The sequence below is a fragment of the Acidobacteriota bacterium genome (assembly GCA_038040445.1).
GTDB lineage: Bacteria > Acidobacteriota > Blastocatellia > UBA7656 > UBA7656 > Onstottus_A > Onstottus_A frigus.
In genome coordinates this window covers 453197-470237 of sequence record JBBPIG010000001.1, presented here as the reverse complement: position 1 = coordinate 470237, position 17041 = coordinate 453197, and the positions used below count along the sequence as shown (strand labels likewise).

General features: G+C 54.9%; 17 protein-coding genes. 8 read left to right on the top strand and 9 right to left on the bottom strand.

What is annotated here, in order from left to right; translation table 11 throughout:
- Positions 1–33: 33 nt before the first annotated feature.
- The gene (locus tag AABO57_02115; GenBank protein MEK6284518.1) at positions 34–1083 is read left to right on the top strand and encodes a CBS domain-containing protein; all 1050 of its coding nucleotides are present in this window, start codon (positions 34–36) and stop codon (positions 1081–1083) included.
- Between the two features lie 41 nt (positions 1084–1124).
- On the opposite strand, the gene AABO57_02110 is transcribed toward AABO57_02115, so the two are convergent.
- The 9 genes from AABO57_02110 to AABO57_02070 form a co-directional block, all read right to left on the bottom strand.
- A complete protein-coding gene (locus AABO57_02110; GenBank protein ID MEK6284517.1) occupies positions 1125–1331 on the bottom strand; it encodes a hypothetical protein in 207 nt (68 codons plus the stop codon).
- The gene (locus tag AABO57_02105) at positions 1328–1510 is read right to left on the bottom strand and encodes a hypothetical protein (protein ID MEK6284516.1); all 183 of its coding nucleotides are present in this window, start codon (positions 1508–1510) and stop codon (positions 1328–1330) included. Before AABO57_02105 ends, AABO57_02110 begins: the two co-directional genes overlap by 4 nt.
- A 69-nt stretch (positions 1511–1579) precedes the next feature.
- A complete protein-coding gene (locus AABO57_02100) occupies positions 1580–5821 on the bottom strand; it encodes an AAA family ATPase (GenBank protein MEK6284515.1) in 4242 nt (1413 codons plus the stop codon).
- 33 nt (positions 5822–5854) lie between these two features.
- Positions 5855–6406 (bottom strand): hypothetical protein, encoded by a 552-nt coding sequence (locus tag AABO57_02095; protein ID MEK6284514.1) that lies wholly within the window; start codon positions 6404–6406, stop codon positions 5855–5857.
- On the bottom strand, positions 6403–9807 hold the full coding sequence (locus AABO57_02090) for a type ISP restriction/modification enzyme (protein ID MEK6284513.1): 3405 nt from the start codon (positions 9805–9807) through the stop codon (positions 6403–6405). The genes AABO57_02095 and AABO57_02090 overlap by 4 nt, the downstream gene beginning before the upstream one ends.
- Before the next feature lie 35 nt (positions 9808–9842).
- A complete protein-coding gene (locus AABO57_02085; GenBank protein MEK6284512.1) occupies positions 9843–10070 on the bottom strand; it encodes a type II toxin-antitoxin system HicA family toxin in 228 nt (75 codons plus the stop codon).
- Complete coding sequence (locus AABO57_02080) at positions 10063–10290, bottom strand: type II toxin-antitoxin system HicB family antitoxin (protein ID MEK6284511.1); 228 nt, start codon at positions 10288–10290, stop codon at positions 10063–10065. The genes AABO57_02085 and AABO57_02080 overlap by 8 nt, the downstream gene beginning before the upstream one ends.
- An 87-nt stretch (positions 10291–10377) precedes the next feature.
- Positions 10378–10575, bottom strand: coding sequence for a CopG family transcriptional regulator (locus AABO57_02075; GenBank protein MEK6284510.1), 198 nt, complete (start codon positions 10573–10575; stop codon positions 10378–10380).
- Between the two features lie 52 nt (positions 10576–10627).
- Complete coding sequence (locus AABO57_02070; protein MEK6284509.1) at positions 10628–13804, bottom strand: helicase-related protein; 3177 nt, start codon at positions 13802–13804, stop codon at positions 10628–10630.
- Positions 13805–14043: 239 nt separating this feature from the next.
- On the opposite strand from AABO57_02070, the gene AABO57_02065 reads away from it, so the two are divergent.
- The 7 genes from AABO57_02065 to AABO57_02035 all read left to right on the top strand — a co-directional run bounded on the left by AABO57_02065 (position 14044) and on the right by AABO57_02035 (position 16977).
- Positions 14044–14295, top strand: coding sequence for an ankyrin repeat domain-containing protein (locus tag AABO57_02065; protein MEK6284508.1), 252 nt, complete (start codon positions 14044–14046; stop codon positions 14293–14295).
- A 213-nt stretch (positions 14296–14508) separates the two neighbouring features.
- Positions 14509–14640 carry a hypothetical protein gene (locus tag AABO57_02060; GenBank protein ID MEK6284507.1) on the top strand — a complete coding sequence of 44 codons (132 nt, stop codon included), beginning with the start codon at positions 14509–14511 and terminating at the stop codon, positions 14638–14640.
- Between the two features lie 13 nt (positions 14641–14653).
- Entirely contained in the window at positions 14654–14896 is a 243-nt protein-coding gene (locus AABO57_02055) for a hypothetical protein (GenBank protein MEK6284506.1), read from the top strand.
- Complete coding sequence (locus AABO57_02050; protein ID MEK6284505.1) at positions 14889–15230, top strand: HNH endonuclease signature motif containing protein; 342 nt, start codon at positions 14889–14891, stop codon at positions 15228–15230. Before AABO57_02055 ends, AABO57_02050 begins: the two co-directional genes overlap by 8 nt.
- 242 nt (positions 15231–15472) lie before the next feature.
- A complete protein-coding gene (locus AABO57_02045; GenBank protein MEK6284504.1) occupies positions 15473–15991 on the top strand; it encodes an ankyrin repeat domain-containing protein in 519 nt (172 codons plus the stop codon).
- Entirely contained in the window at positions 15975–16562 is a 588-nt protein-coding gene (locus tag AABO57_02040; GenBank protein MEK6284503.1) for a nucleotidyltransferase domain-containing protein, read from the top strand. Before AABO57_02045 ends, AABO57_02040 begins: the two co-directional genes overlap by 17 nt.
- On the top strand, positions 16537–16977 hold the full coding sequence (locus tag AABO57_02035) for a hypothetical protein (GenBank protein ID MEK6284502.1): 441 nt from the start codon (positions 16537–16539) through the stop codon (positions 16975–16977). The genes AABO57_02040 and AABO57_02035 overlap by 26 nt, the downstream gene beginning before the upstream one ends.
- The last annotated feature ends 64 nt before the right edge of the window (positions 16978–17041 follow it).

The following is a 17041-nucleotide window of genomic DNA, read 5'->3' as shown; positions in this document are numbered from 1 at the left end:
TCCAGACGGAGTCTCTCCTGACGATATCTCTCAATGGCCAAGATACCTCCACAGCTTGAGGAAGCCGCCGAGAAGATCCATCAAGATGGCAAGCCAAAAGTAGTAAGGGTAAAAGAACTACTATCGTGGTTTGACGCGCAGCGTCGCGGGCTTCTCGTCGTGCGCGAAATTAGATCGGCTCTGAGGAAAGCCAAGCTGGTTACTGTCCCTGATTTCGAAGTTGCTTATATTGACCAACGCATCAAGCTAAAGCCGCTACAACGCCCGGACAAGAAACCTGTGGCTTCCAAAACAATCGTTGTTGAGGAACCCGGGACCGAGACTGATGCGTCCTCGGCAGCGGTGAGCGGCGGGAGCGTTCCTGATCCTGCCCCGCGAATTGGCATGCTCAAGGCGGCGAATACGCCACCACTTTCCGTCACCCGCGATACGGAACTCACCGATGCGATTGCCAAGATGCTCTTGAATAACTACTCGCAATTGCCCGTAATGCAGGGCGAACGAACTGTGCAAGGCCTTGTAAGCTGGAGATCAATCGGTCGAGCAAGAGTGAGAAGTGGCAATCCATGCAAGTATGTTCGCGACTGTATCGAGGAAGCCGACGTCGTAAGCTCCGAGACTCATCTCTTCGAAGCGATTGGGAAGATAGCGGAAAGGGATGTCGTCCTCGTCAGGAACAACGAGAATAAGATCACCGGACTTGTTACTACCTACGATATTAGCCGTCAGTTCAGTGATCTCTCAGAACCTTTTCTGTTGCTCTCGGAGATTGAGAACCATCTGCGTCGATTGATTGATGGCAAATTCTCTCTCGAAGACCTAAAAGCCAATCCCGATCCGAATGACGCGAACCGAAAAATAGAGAACGTAGCGAACCTGACGTTTGGGGAGTATGTTCGTCTTCTCGACAAGCCAGTCAATTGGGATCGACTTGGCTACGACCTGTCACGTGCAGAATGTACAAAGCGGCTACGAGAGGTGGGCAGGATTCGAAACGACGTGATGCACTTTCATCCGGATGGAATCTCTCCTGATGATATGGAACTGCTAAGAGACACGCGCAAGTTTCTTCAGATGCTCTGATTCTAGGGAGACGGTGTCGAACCTCGTAGGCAACGGCGGCACTACTTATCACGGTTCTCGCGTATCTTCTCCGCTATTTGGGCGGCGTTTAGCGGCGGTAAGAGGTCAGGGCGCTGGCGCGTATAATCGCCGCTTCCTTGCTCGTAGAGCTGTAGAAAACGGACCAAGCCAGTCGGGCCGAGTTCCCGCGCTAAGACTTCTAATCCGATTACGCGAATCTGTTCTTGAGTGAGCTCCTGGATGTTCATACGATGAGATTCTCCTGCGCCCATTGTAGCGGATTGGCGACCCTCACATCGAGCTTTGTTGACACCCGAGCGGCGCGTTTCATTAGTTTGTCGTCTGTGGTTAGAAAGACATCGGCGTCTCCGCTTTCGGCGCACGCCAGATGCAAAGCATCAAAGCCGGTGAAACCGAGTCGTTCGATCTCGCCGGCGCGGGTGGTTTCGTTTGTGTCAACGATGACTTTGATTCAGTGTAGCGAGGCGCTGGAAGGTCACTTCCATCTCATCTTGCAGTACTCGATAGCTTCGCGTGTTGAGAGCAGTCGCGTTGAGTTGCCGGCTCGAATATACATATGCTCGCCTTTGTCATCCCTGACGAACACCGGGTTCGGCGAGGACTTCGTTGCTACGCGGCATACGTCCTTTCCTTCGACTTCATGAAAAGTGATGCCTATGAGAGGGCTGGACTCCTTGCCGTAAGCATCTAGCAGCAGAGTCGTCAGGAAGTTCTCGAACCCGTCCCGGGTTTGCCTCTTACCCAGTGTCTTATAATCATGCTCTAACCCGAGGATTGCTCCGCCGTCGTCGACCCCGACTAAGAGCGTGCCTCCGGCCTCTGAGTTCAGGAATGACGCGACTGTTTTGACTACCACCGCTTCAATTTCTTTGCTAGCTTTCTTCTGGCGAATGTCCCATCGAGCCGATGACTTGAACTCCAAAAGGTGGCTCTCGCCTTTTGCTATCAACGAGGCAATTGAATCTTCCTCTGACTTAGGCACCAGCGAACCGAGCGCCTCATCTATGATTCGAGAGATGTCCTGAGACGAAATGCCCCCCTCCTCGCTGTCCCGGCTCAAGATGAGAGTGCCACGATCGCCACCTCCTTCATCGTGGGGCAGAATATCACTTGCTCGATACCAGGCTAACTTTGCCTCCCATCGAGCTCGATAGCCGGGGTCAGACAACAGACCGAGATGTTCCCAGTAGTAGGTGACGCCGCTTTCATCATCCTCGATTGTGAAATCCGGTAGCTTCTCAACACCGTTGATTACGAGCTCCTTCTCGTATGAGGGTGTGATTCGGTGTTTGACCAGTTGATCGTAAATGATCACTTCGGATTTCGATCGAACCGGCGTGCCGTCGCAAGTGCAATGGATCAGTCGTGACTCCATAAAGCGGCCCTGAACCTCGACAAGATTGGGTTTAGCGAAGAGATTCGTGATCCGCCCGGCTATTTCAGACCTGGTATCGGACGCATACTTTCGCAGGTCCTGCATGCTGCCTTGATGAAGAAGAATCATGCGGTCGCGTTGCCGAGTCAAGGCTGTGTACAGAAGCTCTCGCGAAAGGAGACGACAGGGGTTAGGGAGTACCAACATCACTTTACCGAACTCGCTACCCTGTGCCTTGTGGACGGTAAGCGCATAAGCAAGTTCCAGTGGCGCCGGCTTCACTTCGCCAAACTCCCATTCTCGAAAGTCGTATTGAAACTTCTTCTGCGACGAGAACTCGACCTTCAGACGGTTCGGCAGCCAGTTCATCTTCTTCGTCTTGAACTGACCTGTGACCATTCCGATTTCACCGTTTGCGATGTAGCAGACAGCGCCTTCTCGAGGATAAACCAGGCTTCCTCCTTTCCGGTCTTTGTCTCTCCTGTGGTTCGCCAGGTTCATTACCTTATCGCCGTAGACGATCTCTTCATTGCCCATAGGCGACGGGATTTTTCGCTCGTAGAATCGCTTCTTTGCGAACTGAACCATCTGCGATCGAAACTGTTTGTGTACCAGCCGATTCACTTCGGCAACACCGTGAGTCATCGCTCGCACCGGTGAGAGAATCTGCCAGGACTCAGCCTTCTCAGCACAGCCGGTGTTGAAATAGGTGAAGTACCCGAACGCGTTCGCTCCAAGCGAAAGATCAAAGCCCCGGATATCATCTATATTCTTGAGCTCCAGCTCTTCCGCCAGGATCTTGAGCAACAGCGACTGGAAAGTGTCATCTTCATCCCAACGCACGAACCGCAGATGCTTTGAATCTCCTGTCTTCGCTACTTCGTCGAATATCTCGTCTTCTCCCGGCGCCAACGGTCTGCCACTGAACCATTCCGCAAGCTGAAGGTCTTTTCTTTCGTCGCCGGTCTGTCTGCGCCTGATCGTAAGCTCAGCGTATCCGGCATCGATTCGCAGGGGTCGACTCTCGACGTTGTCCGGCTTAAGTTTGCTAACGATGTCTACAAAAGGTCGTCCCGCTCCAATCGGCGGTAACTGACTCGGATCACCCACCAGGATCAAACGATGAACACCCTTCAAAGCTTCGATGAGCGCAGCGAGCATCTCTTCGGTCAGCATCGATGCTTCATCAACTATCACAGTCTTCGCCTGGTCCTCCGCTGGCTGATCGGACAAGTGATAAGACTGAGTCTGCCAGTCGTACCGGTGTGGGCTCAGGAATTGCGCCAGCGTCTTAGCCTTTACCTTTAGCTCCTTCGCCGCCTCCTCCATCCTCACGCGAGCTTTACCGGTTGGGGCGAGTAATAGTACCCCGCCGTCGGCTATGTCCTTATGCGAGCAGAGTGCCGTCAAGGCCCTGGTCTTGCCAGAACCAGCGGGTCCTATGAGCACAGAGAATCGTGACTCAGCCAGTTCCTTCAAGGCGCTGACCTTTTCTTTTCGCGCCTTCAGTTCAGACTCCAGTTCAGACTCCTCCTCTGGCAGAGGCCCGAGGACCTTGTCAAGAATGGCGGGCCAATTCGCTTCGACCTTGATCCGCTTGCCACTCATTCTCTTAGTGACAGCGTTGCGAATCACCTCGCCGACTTCCGTCAGTCGAGCCAATTGATAGGCGACCTTTCCGCCGTTCATCTCGGTCACCGTAAGGCTGCCAGCGAAATCGAACTCGGCGACCGCCATCACGTCCTCGTTCACCATGCATTTTGGTTCGATCTGTTGCTCACGAATCTTAGTCACGATGTCGCTCTGCGATAGAAGCGTGTGTCCAGTACCCGCAGCCTTCTCCAGGACCTCCACTGTCAGCGCCCTAATGCGTCGCCGGTCAGTCCCGCTGTCAAGAGCACTTGGCTCGGGCAACGGATGCTTATCTCGCACTACCGGCACCGGGAAGACCCCGCGATCCACGGTCCAGAGGCTAACAGGTAGCGCGGTCAACCGGGTCATTTCATAAACCTGGTATGGGTCCTTAAGTATCTGGCTATCCTCGCAGTCAATGCCTTGTTTTTCCCGCTCTTCGCGAACATACAACGCCGATGCTTGCTCAGGAGTGATGTCGAACCGGCTAATGAGCTGAAGTAACGCGAGGCGGTCTTTCTTCAGCGCCTTCCATGTATCCCGGAGAGTTGTTCCAATCTGCTTCGTGAGCTGCGCGGGTAGTACCGATTTCGGTTCCTTGAACATCTTGTCCACGAGTGGCCACGGATCTTCATTGTCACCCACTTGTGCAGCGAGCTCTCTTGCGACAAAGGTCCCCAACTCAATCCCGAAAGCGACCAACGCCGCGCCGAGACCCGGGCAAGGACCTCGCATCTTCCAAAGCTCGCCCAGGCGATCATCGATCCACTTCAAACACTTTTCCCAGGGACCCTCAATAGATTCCTTGGCCTTGTTTAGCGAAGCAGCGCATGCAAGCAACCCGGCAATCGCTCCGTCGTGGCTCACATGCTCAGATGCGTATGAGAACTCCGCTATGCGATCGGCGGGCGCGAACGCAGCGATCTCGGCAGGGTTGAAATCAGAGTTTCTTTCCGCCAATTCGATAGCTGCGTGGTACGGCAGAATGAACCCATCTTTGAAGTCGGGGCGGATCGAGTGTTCAATGGCTCTGTCCCATACTGAGCTTCGCAGGTCGCCTTTCTTTGTGTGGGCGTGCTCGATTGCCGGCCCGATCTTCCTGACCCTTCCCACGCCGACGATGATTCGGCCGAACTCCTCTACGAAAGGGACCTGTTTCGCGTAGAAGAAGCAGAGTGACTGTTCAGGCCGAATATGGCCAAAGAAGCAGTCCAACAACGGGCGCTGGTTCCTCAAGTCTTGCATCCATCCTGTCGAAAACCCAAGGTCCGGCTCTCTCTCCTCGTCTACGTCGAGATCGTACTCTCTGGTGTAACGTTCGGACTGGTCCTTGCGCATCCACAAGAACGGCAAAGCCGGAGCCGAATAAGGGGGCTGACGGCATTCAGTTGGCCCGAAATGCCCGTGGGTCTTAGGCGAGGTCTCTATATATGGGTGCGCAGCCATTCGGACGATCGGGAAGTCCGCCATGAACGTCGCCCGTTCACTGACGCAACAGGGCCAGTCTGTTCGTTCGAGAATCTTGATCGACTGTCCGGCGACTGCGTCTTCAGCCTCCTCATTCTTTGTTTCCGCGATGCGCGGCAGCTTAAGACAGGCTGTGTTCAGCTTGGGGGCCTTGCATACGGTTCCGCGCCATCCGTCATCGTGCCAAGGAACACGGATGGAAATATGGCGAAGCGGATAGTTCTGATTGGATTGGCTACTCATCCCTCGAGACACCTCCTCTTATGACTCTCGTGGCTACCTACACTTGCGAATCATTGAACCAGTGGATTCGAGCAGGCCGCGGCGGATGGCCCCGTTGATTGCTGATTTGAATGCGTCTCTAATCAACGAACCGGTTCGCTTGAAGCCAAGATGACGGGCGGCGGCGCGGATCGCTTCTTCACGTTCCCACCAGACGACTCCCATCACCGAAAGCAAAGTGTTGATCATCTCGCCTCGCGAGTAGTCGCCGATGCTTCGCGTCAACAACGACAAGTAGCCGCGGTTGTTCTGAATCACTCCGCGCTTGGCGGCTGCGATCAGCGCGGAGTCGATGGCCTCTGCGATTTTTGATCCGGTACGCCCGAACCCAAGCGCGTGAGCGACTTCGCGAATCGCTGAGTCGCGGTCAAGCTCGGAGTTCTGAGAGAAGACTTCTCGGATTGCGGCGATCAACGCGTCGCGGTCGAAGTCATCCAATGTGGGTGATGAAGCGGTTGGCTTCTCCGGTTTTGGGCGCGCGACCTTCTTTGGTTTTTCTTTTGTGTCAGCTTCGGCTTCACCGAGATCTTCCGGTGAAGCCGTCACGAGAAAGGGAGTTGATCGGGTTCTGATGGCTTGGGCACATCCTGACTGCCGACGAGCGGCCAGCCGCCGTGCTCTTCTATCACCGTGTCGATCTCTCCCATCAGGCGGATGGTCTCGTTGAGCGCAACAACGACGCGCTGGTAGTGCGTGATGTCTTCGTCGGAGAGCGTGCGTCCACGCCGGTCCCTGAGCCACTTCTCGCAGACTTGATAGCCGCCCACGTGAAAGCTCCATACAGATTCTGGAACACCCTTGAAGCCTCGCGTCTGCGCCTTGTCGAGCCACACAGTGTGGCCTGCATAAGAGACTTTCTCGACCTCGGAATGCGAGGGACCTGTGTAGGTCGTGAGTGGTCGGCCAAGCTTCGGGGACTCCAGCAGGTGCAGGGAGACGAGTTCGGCGCCGAGGCAAGCTAAAGCTCGGAACAGATCGACGCTAGTGGTCAGCGGCACGCGCGGGAATTCTATTTTCAGAAATTCAGAGTACCTCCTGCGATACGCCGGACTGTAAAGCAAAGCGTAGAAGTAACAAAAGATGTCGCGGCTTAGTGCACCCTCCTCAGCCTCTTGTTGGATCCCGAGATGCCTCGCAAAGTGTTTGACGAATGTCGGAATTAGATTTGATTCCCGGTTGAGGTGCCCCAGCATTCCATGCCGACCTCCCCCTGAGTAAAGTGGAAACAAATATGTCCGCTCGCCCGAGGCAAGGGAAACTAGGCAATCATTCGTCGGACAGCGTGCGCAGAAAACGTGCCGGAACTCGCCATTCACTTGGCGTGTTGTGCAAAGCCCAAGATTGTCCGGCTCCAGCATCTGTTTCATCACTTCAAGTCGCGGTCTGCCTACGATTGACGAGTCCAGATACAAGACGCGGACATCAAACGGTCTGTAGGCAAATGCCTGGCAACCGCGCTTCGAAAAACCAGCAGATCTAATCGCGCGTCGGGCCTTTGCGATGTTCCATCCGGACTTGTTAGACAGACCATAGCGGTTAGCTAGTTCAATCTCTGGTAAGTCGGAAGTAAAGTCAGCCAGCTTTTCCAGTGACTCCTGCGACGTGAAGCTTATGCAAAGCTGGTCTCTGCCGGTCGTTACTCCCATTGTACTGGCTCTAAAGACGTCTACCAGGCTAGTGCCTCTCGCAAACTCCTCACGAATCGTCTTTTCCTGAGGTACGAACACGTAAAAGGGGGCGCTTGGCTCGACCTTTGAATACTGGTTCAACAGTACCGTGCGGTCCTGAAGCCACTGATATTTCTCCACCCGATCTCCGGTCACCTCAGAATGGCTAACGCGATGTCCAGCCTTGGTAGCTCCCGACGTCACCCATATCCCAATCCCGACGCCCTGCTGGATGTCGAACACGTTCTGATCGACTATAGCGCGTAGTCCTTTCTTTACGTTCCCGTGAAGATCCAGAACGTAGCCAGCCGAGAACGTCGACAAGAGACTCTGCCTCATGCCACGAAACGTGGGATTATCGAAGTAGCCATGATTTGTGATGAAAGCGAGCACTCCTAGCCTTGACTGTTCAATTCGCCGCTGACCATAACGCATGAACTTGACGTAGTCGTCGTTGAGCCACTTAGGATTTCGTTCATCAAGCCGCTTGCCATCGACTTCAAAGTAGTTGCCAGTCTTCTCGCCGCTCAGCGTGTCCTTGCCCCTCAACAAGTCGTTAATCCACTGCCCGGTGTTCGTCGAGTGACCAGCATATGGAGGATTGCCTATGATAACGGTCGTAGAGTTGCGTCGCTTGATCTTGTTTGCAGCATACGCCTCATGCGCTAGCGCGGGCGCCATCTGCTCGAAGTAATCCGAGAAATCCTTCGGCTCTTCGAGCGTGTTGGTTAAGTAGACCCGGGCGCGTTCGCTGGAGAGAAAACTATAGCCCGTCTCTCTCAGCTTCAGACCAATCTTCATGTGGGCGATGGCATAAGGCGCCATCATCAACTCGAAGCCGTACAAACGCGGCAACAGATCTCTCTGAACGTAGTCATCCCACTTTAGGCGTACGTCGTACACGCCGACACCCTGCTTGCGCCACTTCTCGACCATCGTCTTGTGAATGACTTCGATAACCTCCACCAGAAAAGTTCCTGTGCCTGTCGCGGGATCGAGAATCTGGACGAACGGCGCTTCTGGCGAAACACCTTCCGGTATTAGCAATTCAGCGTTACGTTCCGCCATATCGCCCCACGTCGTGACGTCGGCGAGTCCGTCTTCGAGCCCGAACTCAGTGCGCAGTATTTCGTCCACGCTACGAACGATGAAGCTGACAACGGGACGAGGGGTATAGAAGACACCGCGCTTCATTCGCTTCACGGGATCGTACTCTTTCAGGAACAGCTCATAGAAGTGAATGACCGGGTCTTCGTTCGGGTTGCGGTCGCCGAAGTCGCGCAGCACCGCATCCATGTCTGCGTTGCGCAGAAGCTCCACGACCTCGTTGATGCCAAGCTCATCGAAATCAATCTTTCCCTTGCGTCCGCCAACACGGAGGAACGTGCCTAGCAGTTCCTTCAGGAACGGGTTGGTGTTCGGCACTATGTCAACGATGTTCTCAGCCACAAGACCGGCAGGCCGTGACACGTGAGCGGTCAAGAGCCCGTAAGCGATGGTCTGCGCGTACATGTCCGCGAAGTCGTCCTGGCTCAGATCGTGGATCAGCGCTTCCTGAAACGCCTGGTGAAGTTTTCGAAACGGTCCCGAAGCCGATTCGATCGCGAGGACTTTGTTTGCACGCTCGCGAATTACGGTGGCGAGGTCTGCGAGCTTGACCGCGAGTTCCCTGGAGGTTCTGACGACCTCGCGAGGACGCAAGGTGAAAGCGGATGCCCAGGTTGACCGCCACGACTCAACGTCGGCTGCGTTGTCGGGCCAGTGCAGTTTTGCTTTCAGGGTCTGCTCGGCGTCTTCAAGATGCAGTACTGTGTCCTGTGCATCCCACCCGAGCACGCGAAGAGTCGGCAAGTCGCCATATCGTGAGTCCTCAGAAAAGTGCGCCAACGTGATCGCTCGCTCGGATGAGTCGCCGTAAGAAGAGATGAACAACAGGTCGTTGAGCTGCCATGTCTTTTGTTGGGCTCGACTACCTGACACGCGCTTCTTGAAGACGAGAGCACGCAGAATCCGCCGCAATGCGACGATGGGCAACTGCTTCGGCTCGAAGTTGATGAAGAAGATCCCCCACGGCTGATTGCTGGCCAGCGGACGGAGTTGTTTAATCTCTTTGATCTTAACGGCGGTCTTGGCATCGAGTCCGAGTTCTTCCGGTTCGTAGTCAAAGGTCAGGTCTTCAACATCATCGGATTCGATGGGCCAATCGAGTTCATCGCGAAGATACTTTACAAGTGAAGGGAAGGTCTTAACCGCTCTCAGGTCCAATCCGTTGTCGGTCATTCGCGTCCTTGAAAGATGGAATCTCTCTTTTTCTTTTACTGCTCGGTCTCAAATAGAGAGCGTGGCAACTCTGACTGACGGATTATTGATTTCAGTGTCCCTGGTTTGAGCGAAGCGTGTCGAGGAACCGGGACGGTAATGGTTGAGTCCTCAGTCCGCCGTTGCATGACTACGTGGCTGCCTCGCTGACGTACTTCCACGAAGCCGTGACGGGTGAGAATCGCGCATACATCTCTTCCAGAAAGCGCGCGCAGCTTACCCAACGGCGACCTCCAAACGCGTGACGTATACTTCTGGGTGCAATCGCCGCTTAATCTCTGACGAGTCAGCGCTCTCCAGGAAAAGTTCGATGGCTTCAATGACATTCTCGCGTGCTTCTTCGACCGTGTCGCCCTGGCTCGCGATATCAAGTTCTGGGCACAGTGCTACGTAGGCATCATCTTCGCGTTGAATGACTGCGGTGAGTTGAAGGGTTTGTGGCATCTGTCGGCTCCCTATCGTTTGAAACTTCTAAAGCAAGTTATCCTTCGCGTGAGTCCCGTGTCGGGGACAACCACCGGCGGAGCGTCATCACTCATGGCCGCTCAAGCCCCAGGCGACATCCTGTCGGATGAACGATTCAGACAGCTCCGAAGAGTGCGATTCCAGATAACGACGGAGGGCGTCTGTCAGCAGTTCGTCGAAGTCTCCGGCCCACCCCTGATCGACCAAGGAGCGGGCTTGAGAGACTAGCTCATCCGGTAGTTCGGTTTGAATTGTGGTTTTCATAGGATCTCTTTCTTGCTCCTCGTTCCGCAATTCTAGCACGCGCAATAGCGAATCAGGACACCTCCATCCAGGCCTTCAGCACCGGCTTCACGCCAACCGGCGCTTGAACTTTTTTGAGATAGCTGTTCTTAATGTGCTTCTCGATCTTCGTTCGGATCTCAGCGAGCGTCGCGTGTTCGATGGTGCGGCGGCGCGGTGTTTCAGGAGTGCTGCGAATAACGCCAACGATTTCTGTTGGCTCTTCGACGACTGCGCCGCTCGCGAGATCGTAAAGGTACCAGGCAGTGCGCCCGGCCTCTTCGGTCCATTCGCCGACATTGGCGTTCTCGGCTTCAGTAAGGCCCGCGCGCGGAGCCGGCAGCGTGTAGCAGAAGAAGACAGCCTTCGTGCCCGGTGAGGGATGCTCCTTCCCGCTGAACACCCGGCCAGGAAGGTTATCTAACCGCGATGCCAGTTCGGGATAGTCTTGTAAGAGCTTCTGATACTCAAGGTGCATCGTCTCGATTGGCGTCGTCTCGCCTTCGTGCGCATGGATGAAATCACGGAGCGCCTCGAAGTCGTCGTCGGGCTTGAGCAGCTTCTTGCCTTCGATGCCAAAGGTTCGAGAGATTCGCAGCGTCTTGTGGCTGACTTTGCTGTAGAGGCGTAATAGGTCATCCAGTTCATCGGGCGGAAGGAAATTCCAGAAGGCGACTGTTCCGCGAATGCTCTTCTGGTCGGGATGATCCGCGAGGATGCGGCCTTCGGTTTCTTCGTTCATTCGCCGATCAACGCGCCCGATGCGCTGCATTAGTCGCACGGGATTCCAGTGCAGGTCGTAGTTGATCAAGCGTGTGGCGTCTTGAAGGTTCAAGCCTTCCGATAGAACGTCGGTGGAGATCAGGATTCGTATCTCTTCCTGTCCGCTTTCCGCCAACTCGCTGCTCGATGATTCGTTGTAGTATGGCGAGAACCGTTGAATGAGCTGGCCGCGATCTTCTTTTGTTCCGCTGTCAATCTCCTCAACGCCAGCGATGCCGTTGGCTTCGAGTTGTTCTAGCAAGTAGCGCGCGGTGTCTCGGTATTCGGTAAAGATCAGAACCTTGTGCTTCTTCAGGACCGACTCGGACTTTAGAAGTTTGATCAAGGCAAGCAGCTTATCGTCGTTCGACGGCTTGAACTTCTTGAGCTCCTCGAGAAACTCAATAATCTGGTCGAGATCGAGAAAGGTCTCACCGATCATGTCTGCGACTCTGTATTTCTCGCGAGGCAGGTCTTCCAACTCCTCCAGCATCTCTTCGGTAACGAGGTCGTCGAAGCTGTCCTGATCCGGCTGCTCGCCAAGGTCGAGCTGGTCTGTGAAGAGATCGGGCTGACCAGTGCGTATGAAGCCCATTCGATCGGAGTGCTGGGCCTTCCAGCGCTCGAGCCGCGACTTTTCGCTGGGAGTGCCATACTTCATCACGAAGGCAAGCAGCTTACCGAGCAACATCTCGCATGACTGGTTGAATGAGTAAGCGGAACTCTCGAAGCGTTTGAGAAACTGAGTGCGGATCAGCGCAACGACTTGCTTCTGGCGTCCTACCTCCAGCGGATCGAGTTCTTCATCAGACACCTTCAAGAACGCTAGGGGATCGTACATCGCAAGGGAGAACAAAGGCTTTGTTTTGGCAAAGGCCTTGTCCATCATTGAAAGCAGCCGCCCATACGTTTTCTTTACCGAGTATGCCGCAACCTGCGGGTCTTCACGGACGGGGAACATGGTCAGTGGCACGCCTTGCTGGACCTGGCTGGCCTTGACGTAGGCGCGGCTGCGCTGCACTACCAATTCTCTGAAGAGTGTGTCGTTAGATAGGATTTGCTCAGCTTCGACCTGATTCGTCTCAATGGCTTCGTCGCCGTCACGCTGCGCCAACATTCGTTCGAGCTGTTTCTCCATCGTTCGGAAGTGGCCGGGCAAAGAGTGAATGCCCAAGGGAGCGACCTTGAAATAATCAGCCTCGCGCCGCGAAAAGAGTTCCATCATGTGCTGCAGATCGACCAGGCGATTGTTGATCGGCGTAGCGGTAAGTAGATAGAGGTCTTTGCCTTCAAGGATCTCAAAGAGCTTGCGGTAGCGGGAAGGCCGCTTGGCGCCCCGGCCCTCGATGCCGGGGTTTCGGAAATGATGAGCTTCGTCTATTACTACGACATCGGCCATCTCTCTTATTCGATCAAGCCGCTCTGCGGTCTCGCCACCGCGATTGAGGTCCGTGTGATTGAAGATCACGAGGTTCGAGAAGTCGCCGCTCAAGTTTGGAAGGTAGCGGCGAAGCGCTTTTTCCCAAACCGGCTTGCGCGCGGACTTTGGCACGAACAAGGCGACGCGCTTGCGATCCTTTTCGACCAGACGCTCGATCACCATCATGCCGATGAATGTCTTTCCGAGTCCGACGCCATCGCAGAGGAAAGCGCCGCGATACTTTCGCGCGATCTTCATCAGCGACTGATAGCCTTCCTGCTGATACTGGTCGAGCTTCTTGTAGAGGCGCGACCCACCCTTGTTAGGATCGCCAATCTCCCACTCTTCGACGGACATCTCGTGACCGCGAAAGTATTCTTGCAAGGACTTTGCGTAGACTTCGAACGGCGAGTATTCGTGAATCTGCCGTTCGAGAACTCGAAGGATCTCCGCCGTCACATCTTCCGCTGCGTTCCAATGCTCGTCGTACCACTCCTGAAGCACATTCACCTGCGCACCAGTGATCTGAACATTGAGCTCGATGTTCTCAGTGAGACCGGGATACGTGAAATTCGACGAACCGACCAATGCAGATGAGCCAACGACTTCCAGGCGCGCGTGTGTGATGTAAGCCTTCGCGTGAAACTTATCTTTGCGGTAGACCTTGCATATGATCTTGCCTGAACGGATTCCTTCAACGATTGCCGGGACACCAGAGAGAAAGTCGTTCTTCTCCTTCTCGGTCTCAAGGCTCTCATCGAGCCGGGCCGTCACCCGCTGAAGACCTTGTTGAAATGTATGCCGGGTGCGAAGCGAGACTTCGTCGCCCATCAGCACGCGAATCAGATCTACCTTCTGCCATTCGTCCTTCAGTCCCAAGAGCGCGCCAATCTCGAAGTAGCCTGTCGCGATGTCGATGCGCTCGGAGAGCTGACACCAGTCGTGCAGGTAGCGCATTGCCTTCCAGTCGTGGTCGCTGTTATCCACGATGAAAAGTTCGCTGCCTGTGAGGCTGGTGCGTTTGGGCATGGCTGCTCTTAGATTCAGAGAGAACAATCTGGCACGCCGGTCTCGGCAGAAACGCTGTGGTGACGAAGGATGATACCACCCCATCCCAAAACCAACTAGCGCTTGCCTTCGCAAGGCGGAGAGAGTTTAGCCTCCTTACTCGAATGCAAGTTAAGATCGAAGCCTTGCATTCGAGTACGGGATCGGGTTTATTGATCTTCGCTTTCAGGAAAGTTCTCTAGACTTGGTTCTGGAAATTTATGACCCTGAGAAACACACGGCCAAAGCTAGCGGCTTATTACATACTCATACTCTTACTTTCGCTCCTGCCCGGTTCGTCGTGCAGTTCTCCAGCCGGTGATAACTCCGCCCTCTATCAAGCCATTCAGAAAAATGACGTTGCAGCCGTGCGCAAATTACTCGATCAAGGCGCCAACCCTAACTCGACAATCATAAGACCGGGCTCGCAGTGGCATAACGAGGTCATCCGCACTACAACCAGCGAATGGTAGACTTCTTCAAGAGCTTTATCGAGGAGGAGGCGCGCTCGATGGGCAAGACGATTGAGGGGATCAGAGAGTGGAAGCCCTGAGGCGTCAGCGGTGGTCAGTGGTCAGTTGTTTGTGCTCGGTAGTTGGTGGTAAAAAGAGGTAGTTCTTATCGAGGCTGGGCTCGGGCCGGTCCTTAGATCCCAGGGCCCGGATGTGGAGGCAGTGGGTAAATCGATGGCTGGTAGTCTTTCAAGCGAGCAGATACTTTCAGCGATGAAGCAACTAAGCCCCGCGGAGCTGGAGAAGCTTGTGCCTCACGTGATAGCGCTTTGGGGCCGCGCGAAGGGCGCCTCATCTCGAGCCTGAGGAATCGAAACTGTTGGAGCGAATTAACGAGGCTCTTCCCGCGGAATTGATGGCTCGGCTTTGCGAGTTGGAAGCGAAGCGGGATAACAGCTCGCTGTCCGAAGCAGAAGCAGAAGAACTTTTAACTCTGTCTGATCGAGCCGAGCAGTTGCACGCTGAGAGACTTGAGGCGCTGGCCGATCTAGCCAAGCTGCGTGGTACAACCTTGACGGCGCTGATGGATCAATTGGGTATCAGGTTCCCGGAGAATGCCTAGCGAGTACATTCCGGTCAGCGTGACTCGGCTGGTGGCGGATCGAGCCAGAGGGTGCTGCGAGTATTGCCGCAGTCAATCAAGGTTTTCGCCCCAATCGTTTTCGGTCGAACACATCTCGCCACGCTACACTGGTGGGCCGACCGTCGAATCGAATCTGGTATTGGCGTGCCAAGGCTGCAACAGTCACAAGGCAATCAAGACTGTCGCCCGTGATCCGGCGACGGGCTTTCCGGCTTCGTTGTTCAATCCACGAGAAGAGAGTTGGAGTGATCACTTCGCGTGGAGCGGAGACTACACAAGAGTGCAAGGCACGACTGGGAGAGAGCAACCGTAGCGGCGCTCAAGCTGAACCGAGAAGGATTGATCAACATGCGGCGCGTACTGTTCGCGACAGGCGACCATCCTCCAACCGAGCCCGAATCGGTCAGCTCGAACCGATAACGACGGGACTTAGAATCCTCTGGGCGGCAACGCCCGTGCGGGTTCGAGTCCCGCCCTCGGCATACAATGAAATCCAAGGCCCGGAGATCAGATGGTCTTACGTGGACGGCCGGAAATCGCAGTGGGGACTTTTGTTTGACACTGACAAATACACGGCCAAATCTAGCGGAGTATTCCATACTCATACTCCTTTTTTCGCTCCTGCCGGGAATGTTGTGCTGTACGACGGCCGGTGACAATTCCGCTCTCTATCAAGCTATTCACAAGGCTGATGTTGCAACCGTGCGCAGACTGCTGGATCAAGGCGCTAACCCTGACTCGAACCTCATAAGGCCGGGCATCCTGGAGCGACCTACTAGTTACAGCTCGAAAACCCCACCGGCGCCTCTGGTAGTGGCAATCGTCGAGAAACAACCAGAGATAGTAAGAGTCCTCTTAGAAAAAGGAGCGAAGGTCAACTTCAAAGATGATGCCGGGTTTACGCCTTTGGAGCACGCGATGTCGGAAGGCAATCCCGAAATCATCGGAGCCCTGCTTGAAAGCGGGGCTAGCCGCTTGAATCCGGCTACCGGCACTCAGTGGTGTGCCAATATGTTGAGTGGTATAACCACGCAGTTGCGTGGTATGAACACGCATTATGGATACGTTGGTTGAACTGCTCTCCTCGCGGGTCAAGGCCGAGATCTTTCGGTTGCTCTTCGCAACTGAAGGCCGCGAGCTTCACGTGCGCGAGATCGGACGACAGGCGGCGCTCAACGATGCAACCGTGCGGCAGGAACTCAAGAGACTCACTCGCATCGGCGTGGTCCGGGCGAGCCGAGATGGGAATCGTCTTTACTATCGTGCGAACAACGAGCACCCCCTCTATCCGGACATTCACAATCTGGTGCTCAAGACCAGCGGGCTTGTAGACGTTCTGCGCGCAGCCCTGGAAGACCGAGGAATCGTGCTCGCCTTCGTATTTGGCTCGCTTGCCGGCGGAACGGAAAAAGCACAGAGCGACGTGGATCTGATGGTCATAGGTAACGTCAGTCTCCGGCAGTTGGGCAAGCTGCTTTCGGGCGTCGCCACCAAACTCGGGCGCGAAATCAACCCTCACGTGATGACCACGCAGGAGGTTGCCCGCCGGAGAAAGGCCCGCGATCATTTCCTAACCTCGGTGCTGAGCGCACCGCGGTTGTTTGTGATTGGAAACGAAGATGAGCTTGAAGCAATGGGCCGATAACGGTTGGTTGCGGCCCCACAATCCCAGCAGGCAAGAAATCGCTGGCTTGATGGCGATCGTGGAGCGCGACCTTGCCGATGCTGAAGGCGACATTTCGGCGGACTGGCGTTTCGGCATCGCTTACAACGGCGCGCTCAAGCTGTGCATGATCTTGCTTCACGCTTCAGGTTTCCGTGCTGAGAGAACGCTGCAACACTACAGAGCGATCGCCGCCTTACCGTTGATCCTGGGTGACGAACGAAAAGATGATGCTGACTACCTGGAGACTTGCCGCAGAAAGCGGAACACCGCGGAATACGATATGGCTGGCGTGGCGACCGATCAAGATGCGCTTGAATTGATCACATTCGTCAAAGCGTTTCGTGAATACGTCACCGACTGGCTGAAGGAGAATCATCCGCAACTCGCGCCGTAGATTGAAGCTCGAGGCAACAATCCCATCGACCGCTCAACTAAGCGGGTCGCGCGCAAACAAATGC

Excerpts from the sequence above, each read along its gene's own strand:
- AABO57_02115 (MEK6284518.1), top strand. The coding sequence starts at position 34 with ATGGCCAAGATACCTCCACAGCTTGAGGAAGCCGCCGAGAAGATCCAT.
- AABO57_02040 (MEK6284503.1), top strand. The coding sequence starts at position 15,975 with ATGGATACGTTGGTTGAACTGCTCTCCTCGCGGGTCAAGGCCGAGATC.
- AABO57_02035 (MEK6284502.1), top strand. The coding sequence starts at position 16,537 with ATGAGCTTGAAGCAATGGGCCGATAACGGTTGGTTGCGGCCCCACAAT.
- AABO57_02090 (MEK6284513.1), bottom strand. The coding sequence starts at position 9,807 with ATGACCGACAACGGATTGGACCTGAGAGCGGTTAAGACCTTCCCTTCA.
- AABO57_02080 (MEK6284511.1), bottom strand. The coding sequence starts at position 10,290 with ATGCCACAAACCCTTCAACTCACCGCAGTCATTCAACGCGAAGATGAT.
- AABO57_02060 (MEK6284507.1), top strand. The coding sequence starts at position 14,509 with ATGGCTGGTAGTCTTTCAAGCGAGCAGATACTTTCAGCGATGAAGCAA.
- AABO57_02070 (MEK6284509.1), bottom strand. The coding sequence starts at position 13,804 with ATGCCCAAACGCACCAGCCTCACAGGCAGCGAACTTTTCATCGTGGAT.
- AABO57_02110 (MEK6284517.1), bottom strand. The coding sequence starts at position 1,331 with ATGAACATCCAGGAGCTCACTCAAGAACAGATTCGCGTAATCGGATTA.
- AABO57_02065 (MEK6284508.1), top strand. The coding sequence starts at position 14,044 with ATGACCCTGAGAAACACACGGCCAAAGCTAGCGGCTTATTACATACTC.
- AABO57_02100 (MEK6284515.1), bottom strand. The coding sequence starts at position 5,821 with ATGAGTAGCCAATCCAATCAGAACTATCCGCTTCGCCATATTTCCATC.
- AABO57_02075 (MEK6284510.1), bottom strand. The coding sequence starts at position 10,575 with ATGAAAACCACAATTCAAACCGAACTACCGGATGAGCTAGTCTCTCAA.
- AABO57_02050 (MEK6284505.1), top strand. The coding sequence starts at position 14,889 with ATGCCTAGCGAGTACATTCCGGTCAGCGTGACTCGGCTGGTGGCGGAT.